The 23,716-nt window shown below is 69.0% G+C and carries 28 protein-coding genes and 3 tRNA genes; 26 read left to right on the top strand and 5 right to left on the bottom strand.

Annotation, left to right across the window (positions count from 1 at the left end; all coding sequences use genetic code 11):
* Positions 1-36: 36 nt before the first annotated feature.
* From ACLJQF_RS04855 to ACLJQF_RS04835, 5 genes are all read left to right on the top strand, one after another.
* Positions 37-109, top strand: a tRNA-Thr gene (locus tag ACLJQF_RS04855).
* A 50-nt stretch (positions 110-159) separates the two neighbouring features.
* Positions 160-232, top strand: a tRNA-Met gene (locus ACLJQF_RS04850).
* A 49-nt stretch (positions 233-281) separates the two neighbouring features.
* Positions 282-446 (top strand): 50S ribosomal protein L33, encoded by a 165-nt coding sequence (gene rpmG / locus ACLJQF_RS04845; protein WP_005152047.1) that lies wholly within the window; start codon positions 282-284, stop codon positions 444-446.
* A 79-nt stretch (positions 447-525) separates the two neighbouring features.
* On the top strand, positions 526-975 hold the full coding sequence (locus ACLJQF_RS04840; protein ID WP_410606985.1) for a MaoC family dehydratase N-terminal domain-containing protein: 450 nt from the start codon (positions 526-528) through the stop codon (positions 973-975).
* Positions 972-1,430, top strand: coding sequence for a MaoC family dehydratase (locus ACLJQF_RS04835; protein ID WP_410606984.1), 459 nt, complete (start codon positions 972-974; stop codon positions 1,428-1,430). The genes ACLJQF_RS04840 and ACLJQF_RS04835 overlap by 4 nt, the downstream gene beginning before the upstream one ends.
* Before the next feature lie 21 nt (positions 1,431-1,451).
* Here ACLJQF_RS04835 and ACLJQF_RS04830 read toward each other — a convergent pair whose 3' ends face one another.
* From ACLJQF_RS04830 to ACLJQF_RS04815, 4 genes are read right to left on the bottom strand one after another with little or no spacing between them, the layout of a single operon-like run.
* Entirely contained in the window at positions 1,452-2,357 is a 906-nt protein-coding gene (locus ACLJQF_RS04830) for an SGNH/GDSL hydrolase family protein (protein ID WP_410606983.1), read from the bottom strand.
* A 35-nt stretch (positions 2,358-2,392) separates the two neighbouring features.
* Positions 2,393-3,352: a hypothetical protein gene (locus ACLJQF_RS04825; RefSeq protein WP_410606982.1), complete on the bottom strand. Its 960-nt coding sequence runs from the start codon at positions 3,350-3,352 to the stop codon at positions 2,393-2,395.
* Complete coding sequence (locus tag ACLJQF_RS04820; RefSeq protein WP_410606981.1) at positions 3,349-3,699, bottom strand: GntR family transcriptional regulator; 351 nt, start codon at positions 3,697-3,699, stop codon at positions 3,349-3,351. Before ACLJQF_RS04820 ends, ACLJQF_RS04825 begins: the two co-directional genes overlap by 4 nt.
* A 60-nt stretch (positions 3,700-3,759) precedes the next feature.
* Positions 3,760-4,686, bottom strand: a complete 927-nt coding sequence (locus ACLJQF_RS04815) for a TIGR03619 family F420-dependent LLM class oxidoreductase (protein ID WP_410606980.1) — start codon at positions 4,684-4,686, stop codon at positions 3,760-3,762.
* Positions 4,687-4,891: 205 nt separating this feature from the next.
* Here ACLJQF_RS04815 and ACLJQF_RS04810 point away from each other — a divergent pair.
* The 6 genes from ACLJQF_RS04810 (at position 4,892) to ACLJQF_RS04785 (ending at position 8,606) form a co-directional block, all read left to right on the top strand.
* Positions 4,892-4,964: transfer RNA gene (locus ACLJQF_RS04810), tRNA-Trp, on the top strand.
* A gap of 26 nt (positions 4,965-4,990) precedes the next feature.
* Positions 4,991-5,434: a preprotein translocase subunit SecE gene (secE, locus tag ACLJQF_RS04805; RefSeq protein WP_410606979.1), complete on the top strand. Its 444-nt coding sequence runs from the start codon at positions 4,991-4,993 to the stop codon at positions 5,432-5,434.
* A gap of 73 nt (positions 5,435-5,507) precedes the next feature.
* Positions 5,508-6,338 carry a transcription termination/antitermination protein NusG gene (gene nusG, locus ACLJQF_RS04800; protein WP_410606978.1) on the top strand — a complete coding sequence of 277 codons (831 nt, stop codon included), beginning with the start codon at positions 5,508-5,510 and terminating at the stop codon, positions 6,336-6,338.
* A gap of 74 nt (positions 6,339-6,412) precedes the next feature.
* Complete coding sequence (rplK, locus tag ACLJQF_RS04795; protein ID WP_410606977.1) at positions 6,413-6,847, top strand: 50S ribosomal protein L11; 435 nt, start codon at positions 6,413-6,415, stop codon at positions 6,845-6,847.
* Between the two features lie 195 nt (positions 6,848-7,042).
* Positions 7,043-7,762 carry a 50S ribosomal protein L1 gene (gene rplA, locus ACLJQF_RS04790; protein ID WP_410606976.1) on the top strand — a complete coding sequence of 240 codons (720 nt, stop codon included), beginning with the start codon at positions 7,043-7,045 and terminating at the stop codon, positions 7,760-7,762.
* 70 nt (positions 7,763-7,832) lie between these two features.
* Positions 7,833-8,606: an alpha/beta fold hydrolase gene (locus ACLJQF_RS04785; RefSeq protein ID WP_410606975.1), complete on the top strand. Its 774-nt coding sequence runs from the start codon at positions 7,833-7,835 to the stop codon at positions 8,604-8,606.
* Here the strand turns inward: ACLJQF_RS04785 and ACLJQF_RS04780 are convergent.
* On the bottom strand, positions 8,603-9,493 hold the full coding sequence (locus ACLJQF_RS04780) for a hypothetical protein (RefSeq protein ID WP_410606974.1): 891 nt from the start codon (positions 9,491-9,493) through the stop codon (positions 8,603-8,605). The genes ACLJQF_RS04785 and ACLJQF_RS04780 overlap by 4 nt on opposite strands.
* Positions 9,494-9,803: 310 nt before the next feature.
* Between ACLJQF_RS04780 and rplJ the strand changes: the two genes are divergently transcribed.
* The 15 genes from rplJ (at position 9,804) to ACLJQF_RS04705 (ending at position 23,639) form a co-directional block, all read left to right on the top strand.
* Positions 9,804-10,358, top strand: a complete 555-nt coding sequence (gene rplJ, locus ACLJQF_RS04775; RefSeq protein WP_410606973.1) for a 50S ribosomal protein L10 — start codon at positions 9,804-9,806, stop codon at positions 10,356-10,358.
* Between the two features lie 52 nt (positions 10,359-10,410).
* Positions 10,411-10,794, top strand: coding sequence for a 50S ribosomal protein L7/L12 (gene rplL, locus ACLJQF_RS04770; RefSeq protein WP_363999367.1), 384 nt, complete (start codon positions 10,411-10,413; stop codon positions 10,792-10,794).
* A gap of 124 nt (positions 10,795-10,918) precedes the next feature.
* Positions 10,919-11,062 carry a hypothetical protein gene (locus ACLJQF_RS04765; protein WP_410606972.1) on the top strand — a complete coding sequence of 48 codons (144 nt, stop codon included), beginning with the start codon at positions 10,919-10,921 and terminating at the stop codon, positions 11,060-11,062.
* Between the two features lie 300 nt (positions 11,063-11,362).
* Positions 11,363-12,544 carry an ABC transporter ATP-binding protein gene (locus ACLJQF_RS04760; protein WP_093949060.1) on the top strand — a complete coding sequence of 394 codons (1,182 nt, stop codon included), beginning with the start codon at positions 11,363-11,365 and terminating at the stop codon, positions 12,542-12,544.
* A 38-nt stretch (positions 12,545-12,582) separates the two neighbouring features.
* Complete coding sequence (locus tag ACLJQF_RS04755) at positions 12,583-13,335, top strand: MlaE family ABC transporter permease (RefSeq protein ID WP_013222532.1); 753 nt, start codon at positions 12,583-12,585, stop codon at positions 13,333-13,335.
* A gap of 4 nt (positions 13,336-13,339) precedes the next feature.
* On the top strand, positions 13,340-14,176 hold the full coding sequence (locus tag ACLJQF_RS04750; protein WP_086842343.1) for an MlaE family ABC transporter permease: 837 nt from the start codon (positions 13,340-13,342) through the stop codon (positions 14,174-14,176).
* A complete protein-coding gene (locus tag ACLJQF_RS04745) occupies positions 14,173-15,498 on the top strand; it encodes an MCE family protein (protein WP_410606971.1) in 1,326 nt (441 codons plus the stop codon). The genes ACLJQF_RS04750 and ACLJQF_RS04745 overlap by 4 nt, the downstream gene beginning before the upstream one ends.
* Complete coding sequence (locus ACLJQF_RS04740; protein ID WP_410606970.1) at positions 15,495-16,523, top strand: MCE family protein; 1,029 nt, start codon at positions 15,495-15,497, stop codon at positions 16,521-16,523. The genes ACLJQF_RS04745 and ACLJQF_RS04740 overlap by 4 nt, the downstream gene beginning before the upstream one ends.
* Positions 16,520-17,506, top strand: coding sequence for an MCE family protein (locus tag ACLJQF_RS04735; protein ID WP_410606969.1), 987 nt, complete (start codon positions 16,520-16,522; stop codon positions 17,504-17,506). The genes ACLJQF_RS04740 and ACLJQF_RS04735 overlap by 4 nt, the downstream gene beginning before the upstream one ends.
* The gene (locus ACLJQF_RS04730; protein ID WP_410606968.1) at positions 17,503-18,687 is read left to right on the top strand and encodes an MCE family protein; all 1,185 of its coding nucleotides are present in this window, start codon (positions 17,503-17,505) and stop codon (positions 18,685-18,687) included. Before ACLJQF_RS04735 ends, ACLJQF_RS04730 begins: the two co-directional genes overlap by 4 nt.
* On the top strand, positions 18,684-19,853 hold the full coding sequence (locus tag ACLJQF_RS04725; protein WP_410606967.1) for an MCE family protein: 1,170 nt from the start codon (positions 18,684-18,686) through the stop codon (positions 19,851-19,853). The genes ACLJQF_RS04730 and ACLJQF_RS04725 overlap by 4 nt, the downstream gene beginning before the upstream one ends.
* Positions 19,853-21,118, top strand: coding sequence for an MCE family protein (locus ACLJQF_RS04720; RefSeq protein WP_410606966.1), 1,266 nt, complete (start codon positions 19,853-19,855; stop codon positions 21,116-21,118). Before ACLJQF_RS04725 ends, ACLJQF_RS04720 begins: the two co-directional genes overlap by 1 nt.
* Positions 21,119-21,155: 37 nt before the next feature.
* Complete coding sequence (locus tag ACLJQF_RS04715; RefSeq protein ID WP_410606965.1) at positions 21,156-21,743, top strand: hypothetical protein; 588 nt, start codon at positions 21,156-21,158, stop codon at positions 21,741-21,743.
* Between the two features lie 82 nt (positions 21,744-21,825).
* Positions 21,826-22,767: a hypothetical protein gene (locus ACLJQF_RS04710; RefSeq protein ID WP_410607447.1), complete on the top strand. Its 942-nt coding sequence runs from the start codon at positions 21,826-21,828 to the stop codon at positions 22,765-22,767.
* Positions 22,768-23,048: 281 nt separating this feature from the next.
* Positions 23,049-23,639: a hypothetical protein gene (locus ACLJQF_RS04705; RefSeq protein WP_410606964.1), complete on the top strand. Its 591-nt coding sequence runs from the start codon at positions 23,049-23,051 to the stop codon at positions 23,637-23,639.
* The last annotated feature ends 77 nt before the right edge of the window (positions 23,640-23,716 follow it).

Below are 23,716 nucleotides of genomic sequence, written 5' to 3'. Positions count from 1 at the left end.
CCTTGCTAATCTTTTCAAGTCCTCGCGAGAGGCCAGGCCCCTTTAGCTCAGTCGGCAGAGCGTCTCCATGGTAAGGAGAAGGTCTACGGTTCGATTCCGTAAAGGGGCTCACGACCTCAGCCGCGTCACGCCTGCGTGTCGCGGCTTGGGTCATGTAAGGGCGGTGTAGCTCAGTTGGCAGAGCAAGCGGCTCATAATCGCTGTGTCGCCGGTTCAAGTCCGGCCACCGCTACGCGGTAACGACGGGGCTGGCCCCCGGACCTGAGAGAGAAGGAAACGCTGTGGCTGCCACCGACGTGCGACCCAAGATCACGCTGGCGTGCGAAGAGTGCAAGCACCGCAACTACATCACCAAGAAGAACCGGCGCAACAACCCGGATCGCCTGGAGATGAAGAAGTTCTGCCCGAACTGCGGTACGCACCGGACGCACAAGGAAACCCGCTGACGTAGCGCGTTCACACCAGCTCGAAGAAGCCGCCCCGGGATGCCCGGGGCGGCTTCTCGCTGTTGGTAGCCTCGTCGGCGTGCCCTTGGACCAGTCGTTCACCGGGCGGAGCTATCCGCCGCAGACCAGTTACGAAGTGAGCCGGGAGAAGATCCGGGAGTTCGCCGACGCGATCGGCGACACGAACCCGGTCTACCGCGACCCGGAGGCGGCCCGCGAGGCCGGCCACCCGGACGTGATCGCCCCGCCGACCTTCCTCACGATCATCAACCTCGCTTCGATCAACGCGATCGTCGCCGACCCCGAGCTCGGCCTCGACTACTCGCGGATGGTGCACGGCGACCAGGGCTTCACCCACACGCGCCCGGTGTTCGCCGGCGACGTGCTCGAGGTGACCACCCACATCGACGCCATCATGACCCGTGCCGGGAACGACTTCATCAACCTGCGCGCCGACGTCACCGACGCCGTGGGCCAGAAGGTCTGCACCACCCGCGCGCAGCTGGTGGTCCGAGGGGAGAACGCGTGAACACGGCTTCCGGGGGTCCGGGTGGCGGAGCCCCCGGCCGGGGCGAAGCCCCGCATGTCACAGTCGGCGACGAGCTGCCCGCCCTCGAAGTACGGATCACCCGCGAGCAGCTGGTCCGCTACGCCGGGGCCGCGCTGGACTTCAACCCGATCCACTGGAACGAGACGTTCGCGAAGAACGTCGGCCTGCCGGACGTGATCGCCCACGGGATGCTGACGATGGCGGTGGCCGGGCGCGTGGTCACGGACTGGCTCGGCGATCCCGCCCGGCTGATCGACTTCAGCGCCCGCTTCACCCGGCCGGTCGTGGTGCCGAACACCCCCGAGGGGGCGTTGGTGGAGATCACCGGGAAGGTCGCGGACGTCAAGGACGACGGCATCGCGCGGATCGACCTCGTGGTGAAGTTCGGCGGGAAGACCGTGCTGGGGAAGCCGCAGGCCCTGGTCCGCCGCTGACCCACCGGGGCGGCAGACCGGTTACGGCAGCTTGAGGACCGACAGCACCGCGTCGGCCATGCCCTGCTCTCCCCGGGCGTTCGGGTGGAGCGGGGCGGCCGGCGAGGCCGGGAGCAGGCCCTCCACCCACCGCTTGTCCGACGCCGAGCACACGTCGTGGCCCTTGCCCGGCGTGGCCGTGTCCGCGTAGCCCGCCCGGTGGGCGTCCGCCTTCTCCTCCAGCATCTTGTTCAGCTTGCCCAGCGCGCCGCGGAAGTACTCGATGTCACCCGCGCCGAACGGCAGGGACGGCCAGCAGCCGGCGCCGTCCGGCAGCACCGCCGGGTAGCCGACCACCACGACCTTGGCCTTCGGGGCCTTCTGGTGGATGCGGTCGAGCACCGCGGCGACCTTCGGGGCGGTGGCGTCGATGCGCTCGGCCAGCTCGTCGCGGCCGCCGGCCGTCAGGCGGTCCCGGCAGGGTGACGCGTTCTGGTTCGTCGTCGCGCAGCCCGACGCGTAGGAGAAGAAGCCGACGTCGTTGCCGCCGATGCCCAGCGTTACCAGCGTCGTCTCCGCCGTCACCGCGTCCAGCTGTGGTGGGTTCGTGCCGTTCCCCGTCTTCTGGGCCGCGCTCAGGTTCGCCGTCGTGGCGCCGCTGCAGCTGACGTCCACGAACTGGGCCGGCTTCAGCTTCGCCGAGACCAGGTGCGGGTAGTTGTCGTCCGAACGGTCGCAGCCCGCCGGGGTGCCCGCCTGGCGCCCGGTTCGCGGCGACGACGTGTACGAATCCCCGAGGGCGACGTAGCGGCCGGAGCCGCCGCCGGTGTCCACGCCCTCCGGTGGCGCCGACGACGAGCCGTGTTGCCACTTGTAGTACCCGAAGGCCAGGAGCCCGACCACGAGCACGAGGACCAGGCAGCCCCCGCCACCGCTTTTCTTCGCCACTTCTTCGTTTCTACCGAACCCGCCGCACCGGCGACCTAGTCAATCCGGGTGATCCGCTGCGCGATCAGGTCGTTGACCAGCCCGGCGCCGGTCTCCGGGTCGTCGACGCTCACCAGCACCGTGCGGCCGTTGGCCAGGCCCAGCACCAGCGCCGGGCCGCCGCGGACCTTGTACGCCGTCGTGCCGGTGACCGGGTTGAAGCGCAGGCCGAGCCCGCCGTCGCCGAAGGCCGACAGCTCGCGGGCCGTGGCTTCGCGGATGCTGCCCAGGTCCAGGTGCCGCCACGGGAGGCCCAGGAGGCCGAAGCGGATCGTCACGCCCTTGGCGTCCACGGACGCCGACAGCCGGTACGTCAACGCCGTCACCACCGCGCCGACCAGCGCGATCCAGGCGGCCACCGGCCAGGACAGCCCGGCGGGCAGGAGGGCGATCGCCACCGGGACCAGTGCCAGCGCCCAGAGCATCGCCGGGTTCGCCGCCCGGCTCGACCAGAACGCGCGCTGCCCCGCCCGGAGCCCGACGCTCGGCCGGTCCGCGGCCTGCTCGCAGACCGGCGGGGCCGGCAGGCCGCCGACGAGCGCCGCCACGACGCCGATGGCGGCCGCGCCCAGCATGAACAACACGACGACGAGGCCGCCGCGGGCCGCGTGCCAGTCGGGGACGTCGAGGTTCGCCACCAGCACCGACAGCAGGACGGCGGCCGGCAGCGCGGCGAACCCGGCACCCACCCCCACGGTCGCGCGCGGCAGCGGCCGTCCGCGGCGCAGCATGGTGACCGCCGTCGAGGCCAGGAGCAGTACGGCGACCGCGCCGAGCCCCAGGCAGACGCCGGTGAACACCGGGAGCGGGGTGGAGCCGTTCGGCGCGCCGGCCCAGTGCGTCGCGACGGGATCGGGCAGCCGGCCCGCCCACGCGTTCTCCAGCGCACCCGCGATGGCGAGCGCGGCGCCCGGCAGCACGGCCGTGGCGAGCAGGACCCGGATCGGCTTCGTCATGAGTACTTCTCCTTCAACACCCCGGTGAGCTCGTCGAGGCCGACGCCCGTGCGCTTCGCCTCGCGGACCAGGTCCTCGGCCAGTTCGGCCAGCCGCGCCCGGGAGGACGCGCCGCCGATGACGACGGCGCCCCGGCGTCGCCGCAGGTCGATGAGGCCTTCGTCGCGAAGCAGCGCGTACGCCCGCAGCACGGTGTGGACGTTGATCTCCAGGGCCGCGGCCAGTTCCCGGGCGGGCGGCAGCTGCTGCCCGGGAGCCGGGTGCCCGTCGGCCAGGGACCGGCGGAGCGACGAGGCCACCTGCTCGAAGAGCGGGACGGTGGAGCTCGGATCGATTTGAACGAGCATAGTTCTAACTATAATAGAACAATGAGGCACCGCGCGAGAGCCGCGGCACATCCGACGCGGTCAGTTCGCGTTCGTGATCAGCTCGCCGGCGAGGTCCAGAGCGTGGCCGACGTTCTTCGCGACGTAGTGCAGGTCGACGAGCACCTCGGTGATGCCCAGCTCGCGGGCGACGTCGAGGCACGGGAGCACGTCGGCGGCCGTCTCGACGGCGGTGCCCGGCCGCGGGTTGATCCGCAGCACGCGGCGCAGGGCGTCCGCGTCACGTCCGGCCTTCGCGGCCGCTTCGAGCGCGACCGACCAGAGGTCGGCCAGGTACTGCTTCGGCATCCAGCCGGCGAGCCAGCCGTCCGCGCGGCGCCCCACCCGGGCCAGTGCGGGCGGCGAAAACCCGCCGAGCAGCACCGGCGGCCGCGGCTCCTGCGCCGGGCGCAGCCCCACCGTCGACGGCGCGATCCGCCACTGTGGACCCTCGTGCTCGACCGGGTCGCCGGTCCACAGCGCGTCGAGCGCGTCGAGGAGGTCCTCGAGCCGCTTGCCCCGGCCCGCCCACGGCACCCCGGCGGCGAAGTACTCCTCGCGCAGCCAGCCGAGCCCGATGCCGACGTCCAGCCGTCCGGAGCTGGCGAGGTCGAGCGAGGTCAGCGCCCGGGCGAGCAGCACCGGGGAATAGACCGGGCCGGTCAGCGCGCTCATCCCCAGCCGGGCCGTGCGGGTCACCGCCGCCGCGGTCGCCAGGGTGGTGAACGGGTCGGCGAAGGTCTCGAACTCCTTGGGGTAGGGATGTTCCGGTGTCCCGCCGCCCGGGTAGAGGTCCGACGGCGCCAGCGGCGTCAGGATCCGGTCGCCGACCCAGAGCGAGGTGAAGCCGAGGTCCTCCGCGGCCGTCGCGAAGTGCGCCACGGCGGCGGGGTCGGCGAGGGCGCCGTATTGGGGGAGTGCGAGCCCGAGCCGGATCGGGGCCCCCGCCGGACGGGGGGTGGTCGTCATGGCGGACATCCTGGCATGATCAGGAGGTCGGCGGGAGTTTTCCGCAGGCCGGCCGGGGTGCGGTGGTCGATCGGGGGGCGCGGTTGCGGGCTCCCGCAAGGCTTGCCGTAGACTTCGGGACTTGGAACGCACTACGGTCATCCCCGCCTGGATGGTGGGGACGATGGAATGCGTCCTCCGGGGCTCCGAGCGATCGGGGCTCCACAGGGGTGTAGCTCAATTGGCAGAGCAGCGGTCTCCAAAACCGCAGGTTGCAGGTTCAAGTCCTGTCACCCCTGCGTAACGGAACTGGTGGAGCGGAGGAGTGGTCGTGAGCGACAGCGACGCCAGCGGCGGCGAGCAGGAGCAGGACGGCGGCACCGGGCGGAAGCCCGAGAGCCCGTCTCGTCCCGTCACAGCCGCTGCCCGGCGTGAGCGCCGTGCGACCGCTCGTCCCGCGGGGAAGTCCGCGGCACGTGCGGACGACAAGACCCGACCGGCCGGGAAATCGGGGGAGAAGTCCGCCCCCGACGCGAAGGGCGCTCCGACTCCGAAGCGCGACCAGAAGCCGAAGAAGGCCTCCGTGTTCGCGCGGCTGGTGCGCTTCATCCGCGAGGTCTGGGCGGAACTGCGCAAGGTCATCTGGCCCAACCGCAAGCAGATGGTCACCTACACCATCGTCGTGCTGGCGTTCGTGGTGTTCATGGTGGGCCTGGTGAGCGTGCTCGACCTGGCATTCAAGTGGGGCATCGGCAAGATCTTCGGCTGACGCGCCCCCGGCGCGCGCCGATTGGGGCCCAGGTCCCGGCCTGGCCCGCAATGATCAACTGAGAGGACGGAACGTGACCTCCGACAACGGCACAGCAGCCGGTCACGACCTGACCGAGCTTTCCGACGAGCAGGTGCACGCGGCACTCGGTGACGAGGAGTCCGCGCACCTCGAGCCCGTCGACGTGTCGGACTCCGAGGTCGACGACGACGCTTCTGACGACGCCGCCGATTCCGTCGACGACGTTGCCGTCGCGGACGAGCCGGCCGAGCCCGCCGCGGACGACGAGGACCCGGTCGCCAAGCTGCGCTCCGAGCTGCTCGCCGCGCCCGGCGAGTGGTACGTCGTGCACTCCTACGCCGGGTACGAGAACAAGGTGAAGACCAACCTCGAGACCCGGACCCAGACCCTGGACGTCGAGGACTACATCTTCCAGATCGAGGTCCCGACCGAAGAGGTCACCGAGATCAAGAACGGCCAGCGCAAGCAGGTGCAGCGCAAGGTGCTGCCCGGCTACATCCTGGTCCGGATGGACCTGAACGACGCCTCGTGGAGCGCGGTGCGCAACACGCCGGGTGTCACCGGGTTCGTCGGCGCCACCTCGCGGCCGTCGCCGCTGACCGTGGACGAGGTGCTGAAGTTCCTCGCGCCGCGCGTCGAGAAGGAAGCCCCGGCCAAGGCCGGCAAGGGCGAGTCCGCCGCGTCCGCGCCCCTCGGCGGCCCGGCCGTCGAGGTCGACTTCGAGATCGGCGAGTCGGTCACGGTCATGGACGGCCCGTTCGCGACGCTGCCGGCGACGATCTCCGAGGTCAACGTCGACGGGCAGAAGCTGAAGGTCCTGGTGTCGATCTTCGGCCGGGAGACCCCGGTCGAGCTGTCGTTCACCCAGGTCTCCAAGATCTGACGGCCGCTCGCTCGGCCGCAGTCCCCGCGTCCACGGCAGGTACACGGGGAACGTAGTACAGGACAGGAAAAGAAATGCCACCCAAGAAGAAGAAGCTTGCGGCGATCATCAAGCTGCAGATCAAGGCGGGTGCGGCCAACCCCGCGCCCCCGGTCGGCCCCGCACTGGGTCAGCACGGCGTCAACATCATGGAGTTCTGCAAGGCCTACAACGCCGCGACCGAGTCGCAGCGTGGGGACGTCGTCCCGGTCGAGATCTCCGTGTACGAAGACCGGTCGTTCGACTTCAAGCTGAAGACGCCGCCGGCCGCGCGCCTGCTGCTCAAGGCCGCTGGTGTCGAAAAGGGCTCGGGCGAGCCGCACAAGACCAAGGTCGCCAAGGTTACTTGGGACCAGGTCCGCGACATTGCCAAGACCAAGGAGTCCGACCTCAACGCGCACGACATCGACCAGGCCGCGAAGATCATCGCCGGCACTGCTCGGTCGATGGGCATCACGGTCGTAGACTGAGTCTTCTGCCTCGACTTCGTCGAGGCGGCGAAATCGCCCCAAGCCGATTTCTTCCCTCCCGATCCGCTCGGCCCGAGGGGCCGATCGAATCGCTCGGTCCAGAAACCGGCGCGATTTCGCACGAGTCTCCCGTGGGAGAGCCCGTGCTGGCTCGCACCACACTGATCCGCCTTTCAGATTTAGTTAGGACAGAGCATGACCAAGCACAGCAAGGCTTACCGCCAGGCTGCGGAGCTCATCGACAAGTCGCGTTTCTACGCGCCGCTCGAGGCCGCGAAGCTGGCGAAGGAAACCTCCAAGACCAAGATGGACGCGACCGTCGAGGTTGCGATGCGTCTCGGTGTGGACCCCCGCAAGGCCGACCAGATGGTCCGCGGCACCGTGAACCTGCCGCACGGCACCGGTAAGACCGCCCGCGTCATCGTCTTCGCCGTCGGCGACAAGGCCGCCGAGGCCGAAGCCGCCGGCGCCGACGCGGTCGGCACCGACGAACTGATCGAGCGCATCCAGGGTGGCTGGCTCGACTTCGACGCCGCGATCGCGACGCCGGACCAGATGGCCAAGGTGGGCCGCATCGCCCGCATCCTCGGCCCGCGTGGCCTGATGCCGAACCCGAAGACCGGCACGGTGACCCCCGCGGTCGAGAAGGCCGTGAAGGACATCAAGGGCGGTAAGATCAACTTCCGCGTCGACAAGCAGGCCAACCTGCACCTGGTGATCGGCAAGGCTTCCTTCGACACCGAGAAGCTGGTCGAGAACTACGCCGCCGCGCTGGACGAGATCCTCCGCGCCAAGCCGTCGTCGGCGAAGGGCCGTTACCTGAAGAAGGTCACCTTCACCACCACGATGGGCCCGGGTATCCCGGTCGACCCGCTGCGGACCCGCAACCTCCTCTCGGAGGACGCGGCTCTCTGAGTCGGACATCACCAGAAAGGGCGTCCCCGCTTGCTGCGGGGGCGCCCTTTCTTCGTGTCTCATTGACGGCATGCCGACTTTCGCGTCGTTCGACGGGCTCCGGTTGAACTACACGGTGTGGGAGGGCGACGGCGCCCGCCGCCCGGTGCTGCTGCAGCACGGTTTCGCCGCCGACACGAACGCGAACTGGATCTCCACGGGCGTCGTCGCGGCACTGCGGTCGGCGGGCTTCACGGTGATTTCGCTGGACGCCCGCGGCCACGGCCGGTCCGAGAAGCCCCACGACGAGTCCTGCTACGCCGAGGACGCGATGGCACGGGACGTCTCGGCCCTGCTCGACGAGCTGGGCCTCGACGAGGTCTCGATGGTGGGCTACTCGATGGGCGCGATCATCGCGTTGACGGTGACGGCGGCGGACAAGCGCATCCGCTGCCTGGCCACGGGCGGCGTCGGCTCGGGCATCGTCGACTTCGGCGGCGTCGACCTGCGCGTCCTGAAGCCGGCCGACATCGCTTCGGCGCTGCTGGCGGAGGACCCATCGACGGTCCCGCCGTCGGGAGTTCCGTTCCGGCTGCTGGCCGACGCGGTGGGCGGGGACCGCAAGGCACTGGCGGCGGTGGCGTTGGCTTCGCGGGAGGGGCGGCTGGACCTGACGTCGATCGGAGTGCCGACGCTGGTGCTGGCGGGCGAGCAGGACCAGCTCGCGGCCGAGCCGGAGCGACTGGCGGCGGCGATCGCCGGGGCGCGGCTGGTGCGGATCCCGGGGGATCACATGACGGCGGTGATGTCACCGGCGTTCGCGGAGGCCCTGGTGTCCTTCCTGTCGGCGCCGCACCCGCGCTAACGGCTCGTCGGCGTCACAGTCGGGGCGCCGCTGCACTTCGCGGGCCCGATCGCGTGGCCGGTGATGAGCCACTGTCCCTTTTCGACCTTCGAGACCGTGAAGACGCCCAGTGCCGGGCCGCCGGCGACGGGGAAGGTGCACGAATCGATCGTCACGGTGTCCCCGGGCAGGGGTTCCGAGACGCTGGACGGCAGGGATTCGGCGTAGTCGTTCTTGTTCGTCACCTGGGTGGCGAGGAACTCGACGGCCTTCTTGCAGTCGGTCTGGGCGGCGTTCTGGCGGAACGTCTGGGCGATGTCCTGCGCGAACCGGGTCTGGATGTCGCGCTGGCCCTCGTTCTGGAACCGGCCGCAGGCGTCGTCGACCCGGCCCTGGGCGATGTTGTGGTAGACCATCCGCACCGCTTCGTACGGGTTCGTCGAGAACACGTGGTTCGTGTGGTACTTCCCGCCGCCCTCCTGGGCGAGCTGGGCGGAGGTCTTGCCGGCGTCATTCGGGAAGAAGTGGTTGTACAGCCACGTACCCGCGACCGCGAGCAGGATGAACGCCAGCACCCAGGCCAGGACCTTCTTGCCCAGCCAGGTCACCCACTTCGGCGCGCGACGTCGCTCGACCGGGACCAGCTGGTAGCCCGGCGGGATCGCCGGGGGCTGAGCGCCCTCGGCAGCGGGCTGGGACGGCGGCGCCTGGACCACGCCCGCGTCGGGCGCCGGCTGGTTGCCCTGCTGTTCCTGGGTGAAGCGCAGGTAGTCCTGGAACTGCTGGAACTGGCGGAACTGCGCCAGCTCGGCCGGGTCGACCGGCGGCTGGGGCACGGCGGCGGGCGTGTTCGGGCCCGCCGGTTCGATTTCCGAGCCCGGCTTTCCGTCATCGCGCTGCTCCGCCACGTCACCATGATGCCCCCCGCGCCGCCCCGGGGAACCCCCAGGCGCCCTAAACGCAGGTCAGGGCCGGGGGTGAGAACAAGGCCCGAAACCCGTCACGTACACTTGACCACGGTTCTACCGAAGACCGCTGGTTTTCCCCGTCAAACCGGGGAACGAAGGTCCCGCATCACGCCGGGCGGCCCGCGCAGGAGGAACGAGGCTCCGGCACGTATGCCGGAATGACGCCCCGCGCCTGTCTGCGCGAGGGCGTTTCGTCGTTTCGAGGGTCTCTTCGCGCCAGTGGAAACACTAGCCAAGAGAGGAGGCGACCATGGCGAAGCCCGACAAGGTGGCGGCCGTCGCCGAGATCGCGGAGAGCTTCCGCAGCAGCTCGGCCACCGTCGTTACCCAGTACACCGGCCTCTCCGTGTCCCAGCTGTCCCAGCTGCGCCGCGCTCTCGGCACCAGTGCCAAGTACCGGGTCGCGAAGAACACCCTCGTCAAGCGTGCCGCCGAGGACGCTGGTGTCGTGGGTCTCGAGGACCTGTTCGTCGGTGCGACGGCCATCGCCTTCGTCGAGGGTGAAGCTGTCGATGCCGCCAAGGCGCTTCGCGACTTCGCGAAGGACAACAACGCGCTTGTGATCAAGGGCGGCTACATGGACGGCCGTGCGCTGTCCGTGGACGAGATCAACCGGATCGCCGATCTCGACAGCCGTGAGGTCCTGCTCGCCAAGGCGGCGGGCGCGTTCAAGGCGAAGCTGTCCCAGGCCGCCGCGCTGTTCCAGGCGCCGGCGTCCCAGGTCGCCCGCCTGGCTGCCGCGCTGGAGGAGAAGCAGCGCAACGCCGCCGGTACCGAAGCAGCCGAAGCACCCGCCGAGAGCTGAACCACCCCCACACCCGAACTTCTTTAGTTCGTTTTTCTGAGAGGAAGCCATCATGGCGAAGCTGAGCACCGCCGAGCTGATCGACGCCTTCAAGGAGCTCACCCTCCTCGAGCTGTCCGAGTTCGTGAAGGAATTCGAAGAGGTCTTCGACGTCACCGCCGCCGCCCCGGTCGCCGTTGCCGCCGGCCCGGCCGCCGCCGCTGCCGAGGCCCCCGAGGAGCAGGACGAGTTCGACGTCGTCCTCGAAGGCGCCGGCGACAAGAAGATCCAGGTCATCAAGGTCGTCCGTGAGGTCGTCTCGGGCCTGGGCCTGAAGGAGGCCAAGGAGCTGGTCGAGGCCGCTCCCAAGGCCCTCCTGGAGAAGGTCGACAAGGAGGCCGCCGAGGCCGCCAAGGAGAAGCTCGAGGCTGCGGGCGCCAAGATCTCCATCAAGTGATTCGGGGCGCGTGAGCGCCTCTGCACCACCTCGAGAAGGGGCGGGCATCCACTTCGGATGCCCGCCCCTTCCGCTTTGCCCGGAAGTGTCCGGTTGTTGCGTCGGCGCTCCCCGGAACGACTCGATGACCATGACCGATCCCGAGCACCTCGAGTTACTCGCACAGCAGCTGACCGACCGCGAACACCTTCTGACGCTCTCCCCGGCGGCCGTGCTCGCGCCGGTGTTGTTCCTGCTGGTCGTCGCCGCTTTCGCCGTGCTCCCCTAGGGCCGGTCCCCAGTAACGCTGTCCGAATGGCCCCGGGGCCCCCGAATCGTGGGTTCCGGGGTCCGGAGACCTGCGTAGTTGCGCCGAATGGACTACCGTGCTGCCCATTGCCGATCACGGCGGGATGACGATGGAGCCGGGGCTGGCCAGAAAAGAAAACTGGTGAGTAACCTGTTCGCACTCAGCTCGTTGCACCTGGTTGACGCGGTTCGTGGGCGCCACCGGCCCACATCCGCCGCCGGCGTGGGTGGCAGGGTGTGGCAGCGGGCGCAATGACGCGGAACAGCTCCTGGAGGTGCGATGGGTGCCGAGGTGGTCATCGAAGGTCTGACGAAGTCCTTCGGTAAGCAGACCATCTGGCGGGACGTCACGTTGACGCTCCCCCCGGGCGAAGTGTCGGCCATGCTCGGCCCGTCAGGGACCGGCAAGTCCGTCTTCCTCAAGTCGATGATCGGGCTGCTCAAGCCCGACCGCGGCCGCTGCGTGATCAACGGTGTCGACATCGTCACCTGCTCCGAGCACAAGCTCTACGAGATCCGGAAGCTCTTCGGCGTCCTCTTCCAGGACGGCGCGCTGTTCGGCTCGATGAACCTCTACGACAACGTCGCCTTCCCGCTGCGCGAGCACACGAAGAAGTCCGAGACGGAGATCCGCCGGATCGTGCTCGAGAAGCTCGACATGACCGGTCTGAACGGCGCCGACAAGAAGCTGCCGGGCGAGATCTCCGGTGGGATGCGCAAGCGCGCCGGCCTGGCCCGCGCCCTCGTGCTGGACCCGGAGATCATCCTGGTCGACGAGCCGGACTCCGGCCTCGACCCGGTCCGCACCACCTACATCTCGCAGCTGTTCCTCGACGTCAACGCGCAGATCGACGCGACGTTCCTGATCGTCACCCACAACATCAACCTGGCCCGCACGGTGCCGGACAACCTGGGCATGCTCTTCCGCAAGGAACTGGTCATGTTCGGCCCGCGCGAGGTGCTGCTGACCAGCGAAGAGCCGGTCGTCAAGCAGTTCCTCAACGGCAAGATGCAGGGTCCGATCGGCATGTCCGAGGAGAAGGACTCCGCCCAGATGGCCGCCGAGCAGGCGATGTTCGACGCCGGTCACCACGCGGGCGGGGTCGAGGACATCACCGGGGTGCCGCCGCAGATGCAGACCACGCCGGGCGTGCAGACCCGGATGGGCGCCGTGCGCCGCAAGGACCGGGTCATGGAGATCATGCACCGGCTGCCACCGGCCGCGCAGGAAAGCATCATCGAGTCGCTGAGCCCCGAGGAACAGCGCCACTACGGCGTGCGGCCGCACCGCGGGCAACCGCAGCAGGTCGGCGCCCGCCCGCAGGGCGACGGCGTCCCGAACCAGCACCACGGGCAGCTGCCCGCCGACCAGGTGGCCCGGATCCCGGGCGGCGGCCAGCCGCCGAGACCGGGCACGCACCGGATGCCCCCACCACGAGACAACGGGCCAGGTGGCAGGTGAGTTCTCCCGCAACACAGGCGAAGATCCCCGGGATCGGCATGCTCCGCGAGACCGGGAACCTGTTCGCCCTCGGCCTGGACATCGTCCGCGGCCTGTTCCAGAGGCCTTTTCAGCTGCGGGAGTTCATCCAGCAGTCCTGGTTCATCGCGAGCGTGACGATCCTGCCGACGGCCCTGGTGGCCATCCCGTTCGGCGCCGTCATCTCGCTGCAGTTCGGCTCGCTCGCCCGCCAGTTGGGCGCGCAGTCCTACACCGGCGCGGGCTCCGTGCTCGCCACCGTGCAGCAGGCCAGTCCGCTGGTCACCGCGCTGCTGGTGGCGGGCGCGGGCGGCTCCGCCGTCTGCGCCGACATCGGCGCGCGGACCATCCGCGAAGAGATCGCCGCGATGGAGGTGCTCGGCGTCTCCGCGGTCCAGCGGCTGATCGTGCCGCGCACCCTCGCGATGATGCTGGTCGCGCTCCTGCTCAACGGCATGGTCAGCGTCATCGGCGTGCTCGGCGGCTACTTCTTCAACGTCGTGCTGCAGGGCGGGACGCCGGGCGCGTACCTGGCCAGCTTCTCCGCCCTCGCGCAGCTGCCCGACCTGTGGGTCGGTGAGCTCAAGGCGCTGATCTTCGGGTTCATCGCCGCCGTCGTCGCGTCCTACCGGGGCTTGAACCCCTCCGGTGGCCCGAAGGGCGTCGGGGACGCGGTGAACCAGTCGGTGGTCATCACGTTCCTGCTGCTGTTCGTCGTGAACTTCGTGATCACCCTGATCTACCTGCAGATCGTGCCCGGAAAGCTGGACTAGCGCCATGACGTTCCTTCAGGGCGCTAAACGCGTCGTCAACCGACCGCTCCAGACGCTGGACACCCTCGGTGACCAGATGTCGTTCTACGGCCGTGCGCTGCTGTGGACGCCGCGGACGCTGCGCCGCTACACCAAAGAGGTGCTCCGGCTGCTCGCCGAGGTGAGCTTCGGCTCCGGCTCCCTCGCCGTCATCGGCGGCACGGTGGGCGTGATGGTCGGCCTGACGCTGTTCACCGGTGTCCTCGTCGGCCTCCAGGGCTACTCGGCGCTGAACTCGATCGGGACGTCGGCCTTCACCGGCTTCCTGACCGCGTTCTTCAACACCCGGGAAATCGCCCCGCTGGTCGCCGGGTTGGCCCTGAGTGCCACGGTCGGCGCCGGGTTCACCGCCCAGCTGGGCGCGATGCGGATCTCCGAGGAGATCGACGCGCTGGAAGTCATGGGCGTACCGAGCCTGCCGTACCTGGTCACGACCCGGATCATCGCCGGGTTCGTCGCGGTCATCCCGCTCTACATCATCGGCCTGCTCAGTTCCTATCTCGCATCACGACTGGTCGTCATCTACATCTACAACCAGTCCGCGGGTACCTACGACCACTACTTCGACCTGTTCCTGCCACCGCAGGACGTGCTCTATTCGTTCATCAAGGTGCTGCTCTTCAGCGTCCTGATCATCCTGTCGCACTGCTACTTCGGGTACCGGGCGACCGGTGGCCCGGCCGGTGTCGGCGTCGCGGTCGGCAAGGCCGTGCGGCTGTCCATCGTCACGGTGTCGATCATGAACTTCTTCATCGGGTTCGCCATCTGGGGAACCGACGTCACGGTAAGGATCGCGGGATGAGGGTGCTCCGGCGCAGGCTGCTCGGCCTGCTGCTCATCGCCGTGATGGTCGGCGGGGTGGCGCTGTCCATCGCGCTCTACGACAAGGCGTTCACGCCGGTCGTCACGGTCAAGCTGCAGGCCGACAAGATCGGCAACCAGCTGATCAAGCAGTCCGACGTGAAGGTGCGCGGGCTGATCGTCGGCTCCGTGCAGGACATCGTCGCCACCGACAAGGGCGCCGAGCTCACGCTGGCGCTCCAGCCGGAGTCGGCGAAGCTCATCCCGGAGAACGTCTCGGCGCGGTTCCTGCCGAAGACGCTCTTCGGCGAGCGGTTCGTCTCGCTGGAGATCCCGAAGGACCCGGCGGCGAAGACGCTGACCAGCGGTGACGTCATCCCGCAGGACCGCACGTCGAGCGCGGTCGAGCTGGAGCAGGCGTTCTCCCACCTGATGCCGGTGCTCCAGGCGGTGCAGCCGCAGAAGCTGTCGGCCACGCTCACCGCGATCTCGACGGCCCTGCAGGGCCGCGGCGACCAGCTCGGCGACACGCTGTCGCAGCTGGGCAGCTACCTCGGCGAGCTGAACCCGCACGAGCCGGAGCTACAGCACAACCTCAAGGCGCTCGCGGAGTTCTCCGACCACCTGAAGGACGCGACTCCTGACCTGGTGCAGAGCCTCGACAACCTGAGCACGACGACCCGGACCGTGGTCGACGAGCGGCAGAACCTGTCGAACCTCTACGGCAGCCTGACGCAGGCTTCCGTTGACCTGCAGACGTTCCTGCAGAACAACAAGGACAACATCATCTCCCTCGTCGACACCGCCCGGCCGACGGCCGAACTGCTGGCGAAGTACGCGCCGGAGTACCCCTGCGTGATCTCCCAGATGGCGAAGAACGTGCCGCTGATCGACCAGGCGCTCGGCAAGGGCACCAACCAGCCCGGCCTGCACGCCACCATCGAGATCACCGTGCCGCGCGCGCCGTACCAGGCGGGCAAGGAAGAGCCGCGGTTCGACGACAAGCGCGGCCCGCGCTGCTACGACATCAAGGACATCCCGAAGCCGTTCCCGTCCGAGCCGCCGGACGGCGCGTTCAAGGACGGCACGCTGCACCAGGCCGCGCCCAAGAGCGTCGGCGAAGGGCTCAACCCGGCCAAGTTCAAGGCCGACGCGGCCGGAAACGGCGGCATTGGTGGTGATCTGGCGTACTCGACGGCGGAGCAGGGCTTCCTGGCCGATCTGCTCGGCCCGCAGCTGGGCATGAACGCCGCCGACGTCCCCGGCTGGAGCTCGCTGCTCGTGGGCCCGCTGTACCGGGGTGCGGAGGTGATGGTCAAGTGAGGGGCCTGCTCGCGCCGCTGATCAAGCTCGGCATCTTCGTGGTGGTCACCGTGCTGTTCACGACGATCCTCGGGATCAGCATCGCCAACATCAACACCACCAGCACCAACGCCTACAACGCGCGCTTCACCGACGCGACCCTGTTGCTGCCCAACGACGACGTCCGCATCGCCGGCGTCCGGGTCGGGCAGGTCAAGGACGTCAAGATCGTCGACAAGCGCCAGGCCGAGGTCGAGTTCGAAGTGGACTCCGGGCGGACGCTGCCCGCCGGGGTGACCGCGCAGATCAAGTTCCGCAACCTGGTCGGCCAGCGCTACGTCGCCCTCGGCGAGGGCGAAAACTCCGAAGGCAAGACGCTGCAGCCCGGCGGCACCATCCCACTGGACCGGACCACGCCGGCGCTGGACCTGACCGAGCTGTTCAACGGCTTCAAGCCGCTGTTCACCGCGCTCAACCCGGACGACGTCAACAAGCTCTCCTACGAGGTCATCCAGGTCCTGCAGGGCGAAGGCGGCACCGTGGAGAGCCTGCTGTCGCACACCGCGTCGCTGGCCACCACGATCGCCGACAAGGACCAGGTGATCGGCGAGGTCATCGACAACCTCAACTCGGTGCTCGACACGGTCAACGCGCACACCCCGCAGCTCAACGACCTGATCGTGAAGCTGCAGCAGCTGGTGTCCGGGCTGGCCGCCGACCGCAAGCCGATCGGTGACGCGATCGAGAGCCTCGGCACCCTCGCCCAGACCACGTCCGGGCTGCTCGGCGAGGTCCGCGAGCCGCTGAAGAACGACATCAGCGCGCTCGGGAACCTCACCAGCGCCCTGAACAAGAACGAGCCGGAGCTGGAGCACTTCATCCAGTTCCTGCCGACCAAGGTGAGCACGCTGACCCGCACCGCGGACTACGGCTCCTGGTTCAACTTCTACGCCTGCGAGTTCTCCGGGAGCGTGAGCTTGCCGCCACTGATCAACGACGTCGCGCTGCCCCTGATCCCGGCGAACCGGGCGAGGTGCCAGGGATGAAGTCCTTCCAGAAGCGCAACCCCGTGCCGATCGCGCTGGTTGGGATCGTCGTGCTGGCGCTCGGCTTCACCGCCGCGCTCAACTCCGACGACCTGCCGGTGATCGGCGGCGGCACCACGTATTCCGCCGAGTTCAGCGAGGCCTCCGGGCTGCAGAAGGACAACGACGTCCGGATTGCCGGCGTCAAGGTCGGCAAGGTCAGCGACATCGCGCTCGACGGCGCGTCGGTCAAGGTGTCGTTCAAGGTCAAGGACGCCTGGCTGGGCGACCGGACCAGCGCCGCGATCAAGATCAAGACGCTGCTCGGGCAGAAGTACCTGTCGCTGGACCCGCAGGGCGAAGGCGCGCTGAACCCGGGCACCGGCATCCCGCGGGACCGCACCATGGCGCCCTACGACGTGCTCGACGCCTTCCGCGGGCTGTCCCAGACGGTCGACAACATCGACACCCAGCAGCTGGCGAAGAGCTTCGACACCATCTCGGGGACCTTCGCGAACACGCCGGAAGACGTGAAGGGCGCGCTGTCGGGGCTGTCGAAGCTGTCGGACACGATCGCTTCGCGCGACCAGCAGCTGTCGAACCTGCTGGCCAACACCCGCCAGGTGTCGCAGACGCTGGTCGACCGCGACGCCGAGGTGCAGAAGCTGCTCGACGACGGCAACGACCTGCTCGCCGAGCTGGCCAAGCGCGAGGACGCGATCACCGCGCTGCTGAACGGCTCCCGCGAGCTGGCCACCCAGCTGCAGGGCCTGATCGACGACAACGACAAGCAGCTCGACCCGGTGCTGACCCAGCTCGACCAGCTGACGTCGATGCTGCAGCGCAACCAGGACTCGCTGGCCGAGGGGCTCAAGAAGTTCGCGCCCTTCATCCGTGTCTTCACCAACACCATCGGCAACGGCCGCTGGTTCGACAACTACATCTGCGGCCTGCTGCTGCCGTCGTTCGGCCCGATCAACGAAGAGGGGTGCTACACGAAATGAGTGACACCCGCTTCGGCCAGGCTCTGACCAGGGGCTTCACCATCGCGATCGTCCTCGCGCTCGTCGTCGCCGGCGGGATCTGGTGGACCCTCAAGGACGCCGGCCGCAACCACCTGACCGCGTACTTCGCCGGTGCCGTCGGCCTGTACGAGGGCAGCAGCGTGCGGATGCTCGGCGTCGACATGGGCACGGTCACCAAGATCCAGCCGATGGGCAACCAGGTGAAGGTCGACTTCGAGTACGACCGCTCGGTCGCCGTCCCGGCGGACGCGAAGGCGCTCATCGTGGCGCCGTCGCTGGTGTCGGACCGCTACGTCCAGCTGGCACCGGCCTACACCGGCGGCCCGCGCATCTCCGACGGCGCGGTCATCGGCCTCGACCGCACCGAGGTGCCCCTGGAGGTCGACCAGCTGGCGGCCAGCCTGGCCCGGGTCAGCGAGACCCTCGGCCCGAACGGCGCCAACAAGTCCGGCTCGCTGTCGAACCTGCTGAACACCGCGGCGGCCAACGTCGACGGCAACGGCCAGGCCCTGCACGACACGATCACCAAGCTCGGCCAGGCGGCCGGCACGCTGTCCGGCAACAAGGACGACCTGTTCTCCACCGTCGAGAACCTCGGCAAGTTCTCGCAGACACTGGCCGACTCCGACCAGCAGGTCCGCACCTTCGAGGGCCGGCTCGCCGACGTCTCCGGCTACCTGGCGTCCGAAAAGGACAACCTGGCCGCGACCGTGCAGCAGCTGGGCACCACGCTCACCGCGGTCCAGTCGTTCATCGACGCCAACCACGACCGGCTGAAGTCCAATGTGGACAAGCTGGCCGGGATCACCAAGGTGCTCGTCGACCAGCGCAGCTCGCTCGCCGAGATCCTCGACGTCGCTCCGGTCGGCCTGAGCAACCTGGTCAACACCTACAACGGCTCGGCGGGCACGCTCGACGCCCGGCCGAACCTCAACGAGCTGACCCAGCCGCCGCTGGTGATGATCTGCCGGCTGCTCAAGCAGGTCGGCACCAACAGCATCCCCGACGTGCTCGGCAACGCCTGCGAGAGCATCGCCGGCGTGGTCGACAAGGTGATCCCGCTGCCGTCCGTGGCGCAGACCGTGCAGGCCCTGCAGTCCGGTCAGCTGCCGCCGCTGCCGCTGCCCATCGCCGGGCAGCTCTACGGAGGTGGCCAGTGAAGAAGCTGATGACCGCATGCGCACTCGCCACCGCGTCCGCGCTGGTGCTGTCCGGCTGTGCCTTCAAGGGCATCTACGACCTGCCGCTGCCCGGTGGCGCCGACCTCGGCGACCACCCGTACACGGTGAACGTCGAGTTCCGGGACGTCACCGACCTGACCCCGCAGGCCGGGGTGAAGGTCAACGAGGTGCCGATCGGCCGGGTCGAGAACGTCGGCCTCACCAAGGACGGCTGGCACGCGCTGGTGACGCTGAAGGTCAACGGCGACGTCAAGCTGCCGGCCAACGCGCTCGCCAACGTCAAGCAGTCCAGCCTGCTCGGCGAGAAGTACGTCGAGCTGGCCTCGCCCGGCGACGACCAGGCGCACGGCAAGCTCACCGACAACGCGACCATCCCGCTGGCCCGCACGAACCGCAGCGTCGAGGTCGAAGAACTGCTCGGCGCGCTTTCCCTGCTGCTCAACGGCGGTGGTGTCGACCAGCTCAACACCATCACCAAGGAGCTCAACAACGCCACGTCCGGCCGCGAGCCGGACATCAAGGCGCTGCTGGACAACGCGAACCAGCTGGTGACGAACCTCGACCGGCAGTCGAAGAACATCACCCGGGCCATCGACGGGCTGAACCGGCTCTCCTCGACCCTCAACGACCAGAAGGACAAGCTGGTCGGCGCGGTCGACAACCTCGGGCCCGGGCTCGGCGTGCTGGAGCAGCAGCGTGGCCAGCTGGTCACCATGCTGCAGGCGCTGGACAACCTCTCCGGCGTCGCCACCGACACGGTGAACAAGTCGCAAAAGGACCTCGTCGCCGACCTGAAGGCGCTGACGCCGACGCTGCAAAAGCTCGGCGAGGCGGGCAACGACCTGCCGAAGGCCCTGGAGATCCTGCTGACATTCCCGTTCAGCGACCAGGCCGTCAACGGCGTCAAGGGCGACTACTTCAACCTGTTCGCGAAGGTGGACCTGAACCTGAAGAGCATCGTCGACAACCTGGGCAACAGCCGGCAGAACGCCCTGTCCGGGCAGCTGCCGCTGGCCGGCCTGACCGGCGGGGTCCAGGGCACGCCGGCCAACCAGCCGCCACCGCTGCCGATCCCCGGCACGCAGTCCACGCAGTCGAAGCCGGGCCTGGGCAACCTCTTCGGGCTCCTGGGAGGTGCGGGCTGATGCTGATCCGCCGGACGAAGATCCAGCTGATCGCCTTCGTGGTGATCTCGGTCCTCGCGATCGTCTACGCGCTGGTCCGGTTCGCCGGGCTCGGCACGGTGTTCGGGAACAGCGGCTACACGGTCAAGCTGCAGCTCAACGAATCGGGCGGCATCTTCACCAACGCCGAAGTCACCTACCGCGGCTACAACATCGGCCGGGTCGGCGAAATGCGGCTCACCCAGACCGGGCTCGAGGCCGACCTGAACATCGACCCGTCGGCCCCGAAGGTGCCCGCGGACCTCGACGCCGTCGTCGCCAACCGGTCGGCGGTCGGCGAGCAGTACGTCGACCTGCGGCCCAAGGCCGACCAGGGCCCGTACCTGGCGGCCGGCGCGGTGATCCCGGCGACCAAGACGACCACCCCGGTCAGTACCGACCGGCTGATCGGAGACCTCGACTCGCTCGCCGCGTCGGTCCCGGTCGACTCGCTGCGCACGGTCGTCGACGAGTCCTACGACGCCTTCCGCGGCACCGGCGGCGACCTGCAGAAGCTGCTGGACACCGCGCGCAGCTTCACCACGACGGCGCAGCAGTACCTGCCGCAGACGATCCAGCTGCTGGACGCCGGCGGCCAGGTGCTGGACACGCAGAACGCCGAGGCGGCGAACTTCGCCTCGTTCAGCAAGAGCCTCAACGAGCTCACCGGCACCCTGAAGAACTCCGACGGCGACCTGCGCAAGCTCATCGGCATCACACCGCAGGTGGCGACGCAGATCAGCCAGGTGCTGCAGGAGTCCGGCCCCGGCCTGGGCGCGCTGACGGCGAACCTGCTCACCACGGCCAACCTCACCGTGACCCGGCTCGACGGGATCGAGCAGGGGCTCGTGACGTACCCGGCGCTGGCCGGCGCGGCGAGCAGCGTGGCGCCCGGCGACGGCACCGCGCACCTCGGCCTGGTGCTGAACCTGTTCAACCCGCCGGCCTGCACGAAGGGTTACCTCCCGTATTCGCAGTACCGCACCGGGAACAACCTTTCCGCGAAGCCGGCGAAGGAGGACGCGTACTGTGCCGAACCGAAGGGCAGCCCGATCAACGTCCGCGGAGCGCAGAACGCGCCCTACGGCGGGGTGCCGGTCGCGCCGTCGGACAGCGACGTCTCGGCCAACGCGAACCGGCCGGCCGAAGAGCTGGCCGAGGAGCGGAACACCCGGGGCGTTCCGGGCATCGTCGGCAGCCCCGGCGTCAGCCTGAACAGCCTGGGCTCCCTGCTCGGCCTGACCTGACGCGGATTTTGATGACCGTTACCTACTCTGGAGTGTCATGAGCACGGACGAGCCGGCCGCCACCGCGGTCGAGGAGGAGTCCTCTGTGGCGTCTTCTGGGACGCCGCCGAAAGACTCCTCGCGGACCCTGGTGCTCGGCGCCGGCGCGCTGGCGCTGGCCGCCCTGATCGCCGCGGCGTTCTTCGGCATCCAGTGGTGGGCGGCCGCGGCCGACGACAACGCCGGGCTTGCGGCCTCGCGCGAGGGCGTCGTCAAGGCGGGCACCAACGCGCTGAAGGCCTACACCGAGGTGGACTACACCGACCTCGACGGCTTCTTCGCCCGGCAGAAGGCCGTGTCGGACGACAAGATGTCGCAGCAGATCGACCAGTCGGCGCCGACGTTCCGCAAGGCGCTCTCCGACGCCAAGACGAAGGTCACCACGGACGTCCAGGACATCGCCGTCGAGGAGCTGGACGACCACGAAGGCAAGGCCAGCTTCCTCGCCGCAATCGCCACCACCGTCACCCAGGGGGATAAGAGCAGCGCGAAGCCGTTGCGCCTCGAAGTCTCGATGACCCGGGTGGGCGATGAGTGGAAGCTGTCCGGCATCGACAGCGTCCCGCTCGTCGCGGCCGGCCAATAGCGTTATCCAGAAGGAGCCTGCAGTGCCCCCCTCCCGCCGCCAGCCGCCTCGCAGCACTCCGACGCCGTCGCGGCGTCCCCGCGTGGCCGGGCTGCGCAAGCCCGCGGACGAGTCCGCCGCGGAGCTGCCCGCCAAGCCGCGTCCTCGTCCGGCGCCGCGCCCGGAGCCCCGGCCGGCCGCCGAGCCGGTCGAGTCGGCCAGCGGGCAGCTCGACACCGCACCGGCCGAGGACACGCAGGTGTTCGCGGCGGTCGAGCCCGCTGTCGAGGAGGAGCCGCAGGTCGACGCCCTCACGGGTGAGCCGTCGGCGGAGGAGGAAGCCCCTTCGCGGCCGTCTCCGCGGCGGAAGAAGCGGGACACCGGGATCGCGAAGCCCACCGACGTCTCCGAAGCCGAGGCGGAGGCCGCTTCGGCTTCGGAGGAGAAGCCCGCTCCGGCCGCAGCGGGCTCCTTTTCGCATAAGCCGTTCGTGCTGGCGAGCGCGCTCGGGCTCGTGGCGGTGCTCCTGAGCGGGCTGGCGTTCTGGTTCCACACCAAGGAGGAAGCGATCTCCGACGCGACCAGCAACACGGCGCTGCTGGACGTGGCGAAGACCGCGCAGGTCAAGGACGCGGTGTCGAAGGCGGCCGAGGCGCTGTTCTCCTACGACTTCAACAACATCAAGAAGACCGAGGACGCGGCGAACGACCTGCTCGCCAACGACGACGTCAAGAACAAGTACAACTCGCTGATGGGCGAGGTCAAGCGGCTGGCGCCGCAGCAGAAGATGATCGTGACGTGCAAGGTGACGCGCGCGGCGGTGATCATGCTCAACGATGACCTGGCGAAGGTGATGGTCTTCGTCGACCAGACCTCGACCCGCACGGACACGAAGAAGACGACGGCGGGCACGGCCCAGCTCCACCTGAACGCCCAGCTGCAGGGCGACAAGTGGAAGATCACCGACATGGACACCTACAACGCCCCGAAGGTCCCGGCGGCGTCGCAGGCCCCCGCTTCCCCGTCGCCGTCGCCGTCCAAGTGAGCCTAAGGGGCACTTTCACGTGAAAGTGCCCCTTCAGGTCCCGGGACGTCTGCGTCAAGCAGGGTGCACACCGCGCACCGGACCGGCTCGGGCGGTGGTGACGCAACTTCCGCACCACAGCGACCCTGTCCGTTCGCGGCGACGGCGTGGATTCGATCCGGGCGCAGGCGGCCGGGCCGCCAGGTCGCTGTCATGGCTCGAAATTACGGCGGAACGCGGCGCGGCAGAACTGCACGATCAGGGTCTTGGAGTCACATTCCCGGGACACCCATGCTGATGCCATGTCCCCGACCGATCCGGCATGCGGCGCTTCGTGGCGGGCGCGTGGCCGGCGTTCCTGCTTGTTCTTCGCCGGCCTCCTCCTGTCCGCCGCGGCCTGCGGCGGTGACGTCCCGGCGGCGCCGCTGCTGACCTACGACATCGGCGAAGCGTGGACGCGCGGGGCGGAGAACGTACGCCTCGCCACCACGAAGTTCGAGCTGGCGACGTACGGCCAGACCCGTTGCGTCAACGTCGAACGCCCCGAGGGCGTCCTGGGCACCGGCCTGGTCCCCGGCACGGTGGACGTCGATGCCACGTTGACGACGATCCTGCGCCAAGGCCTCCTCCCCCGCCTGTACGGCCCGCGTTCGACGGCCTTCGGCGGACTCCCGCGCGACATCCGCACCGGCGAGGCCGCCGGTCGTGGCGCCCGGATCTTCGTCGCCGAAGACGCCTGCGTCTCCACCGACCCGATGGCCGCACTGGTGGAGGTGGACCTGCGGGGATATCCGGTCCACGAGCCGGACGGCGTGGCGGTGGTGTTCCTGGCCGGCACCCTCCCCGCCGAGGTCAGGGACCGGGTCCTGGCCTCCGTCCGGGTGACTCGCTGAACCGGGTGGAACGACTGACTCACCTTCCGCCGTCTGATAGCTTGATTTGCTGACGGAGTGTGTTCGGGCACTCACCG

This window comes from Amycolatopsis sp. lyj-109 (assembly GCF_046548995.1).
Taxonomy (GTDB): Bacteria; Actinomycetota; Actinomycetes; order Mycobacteriales; family Pseudonocardiaceae; genus Amycolatopsis.
This window is presented reverse-complemented; position numbering and strand designations above follow the sequence as displayed.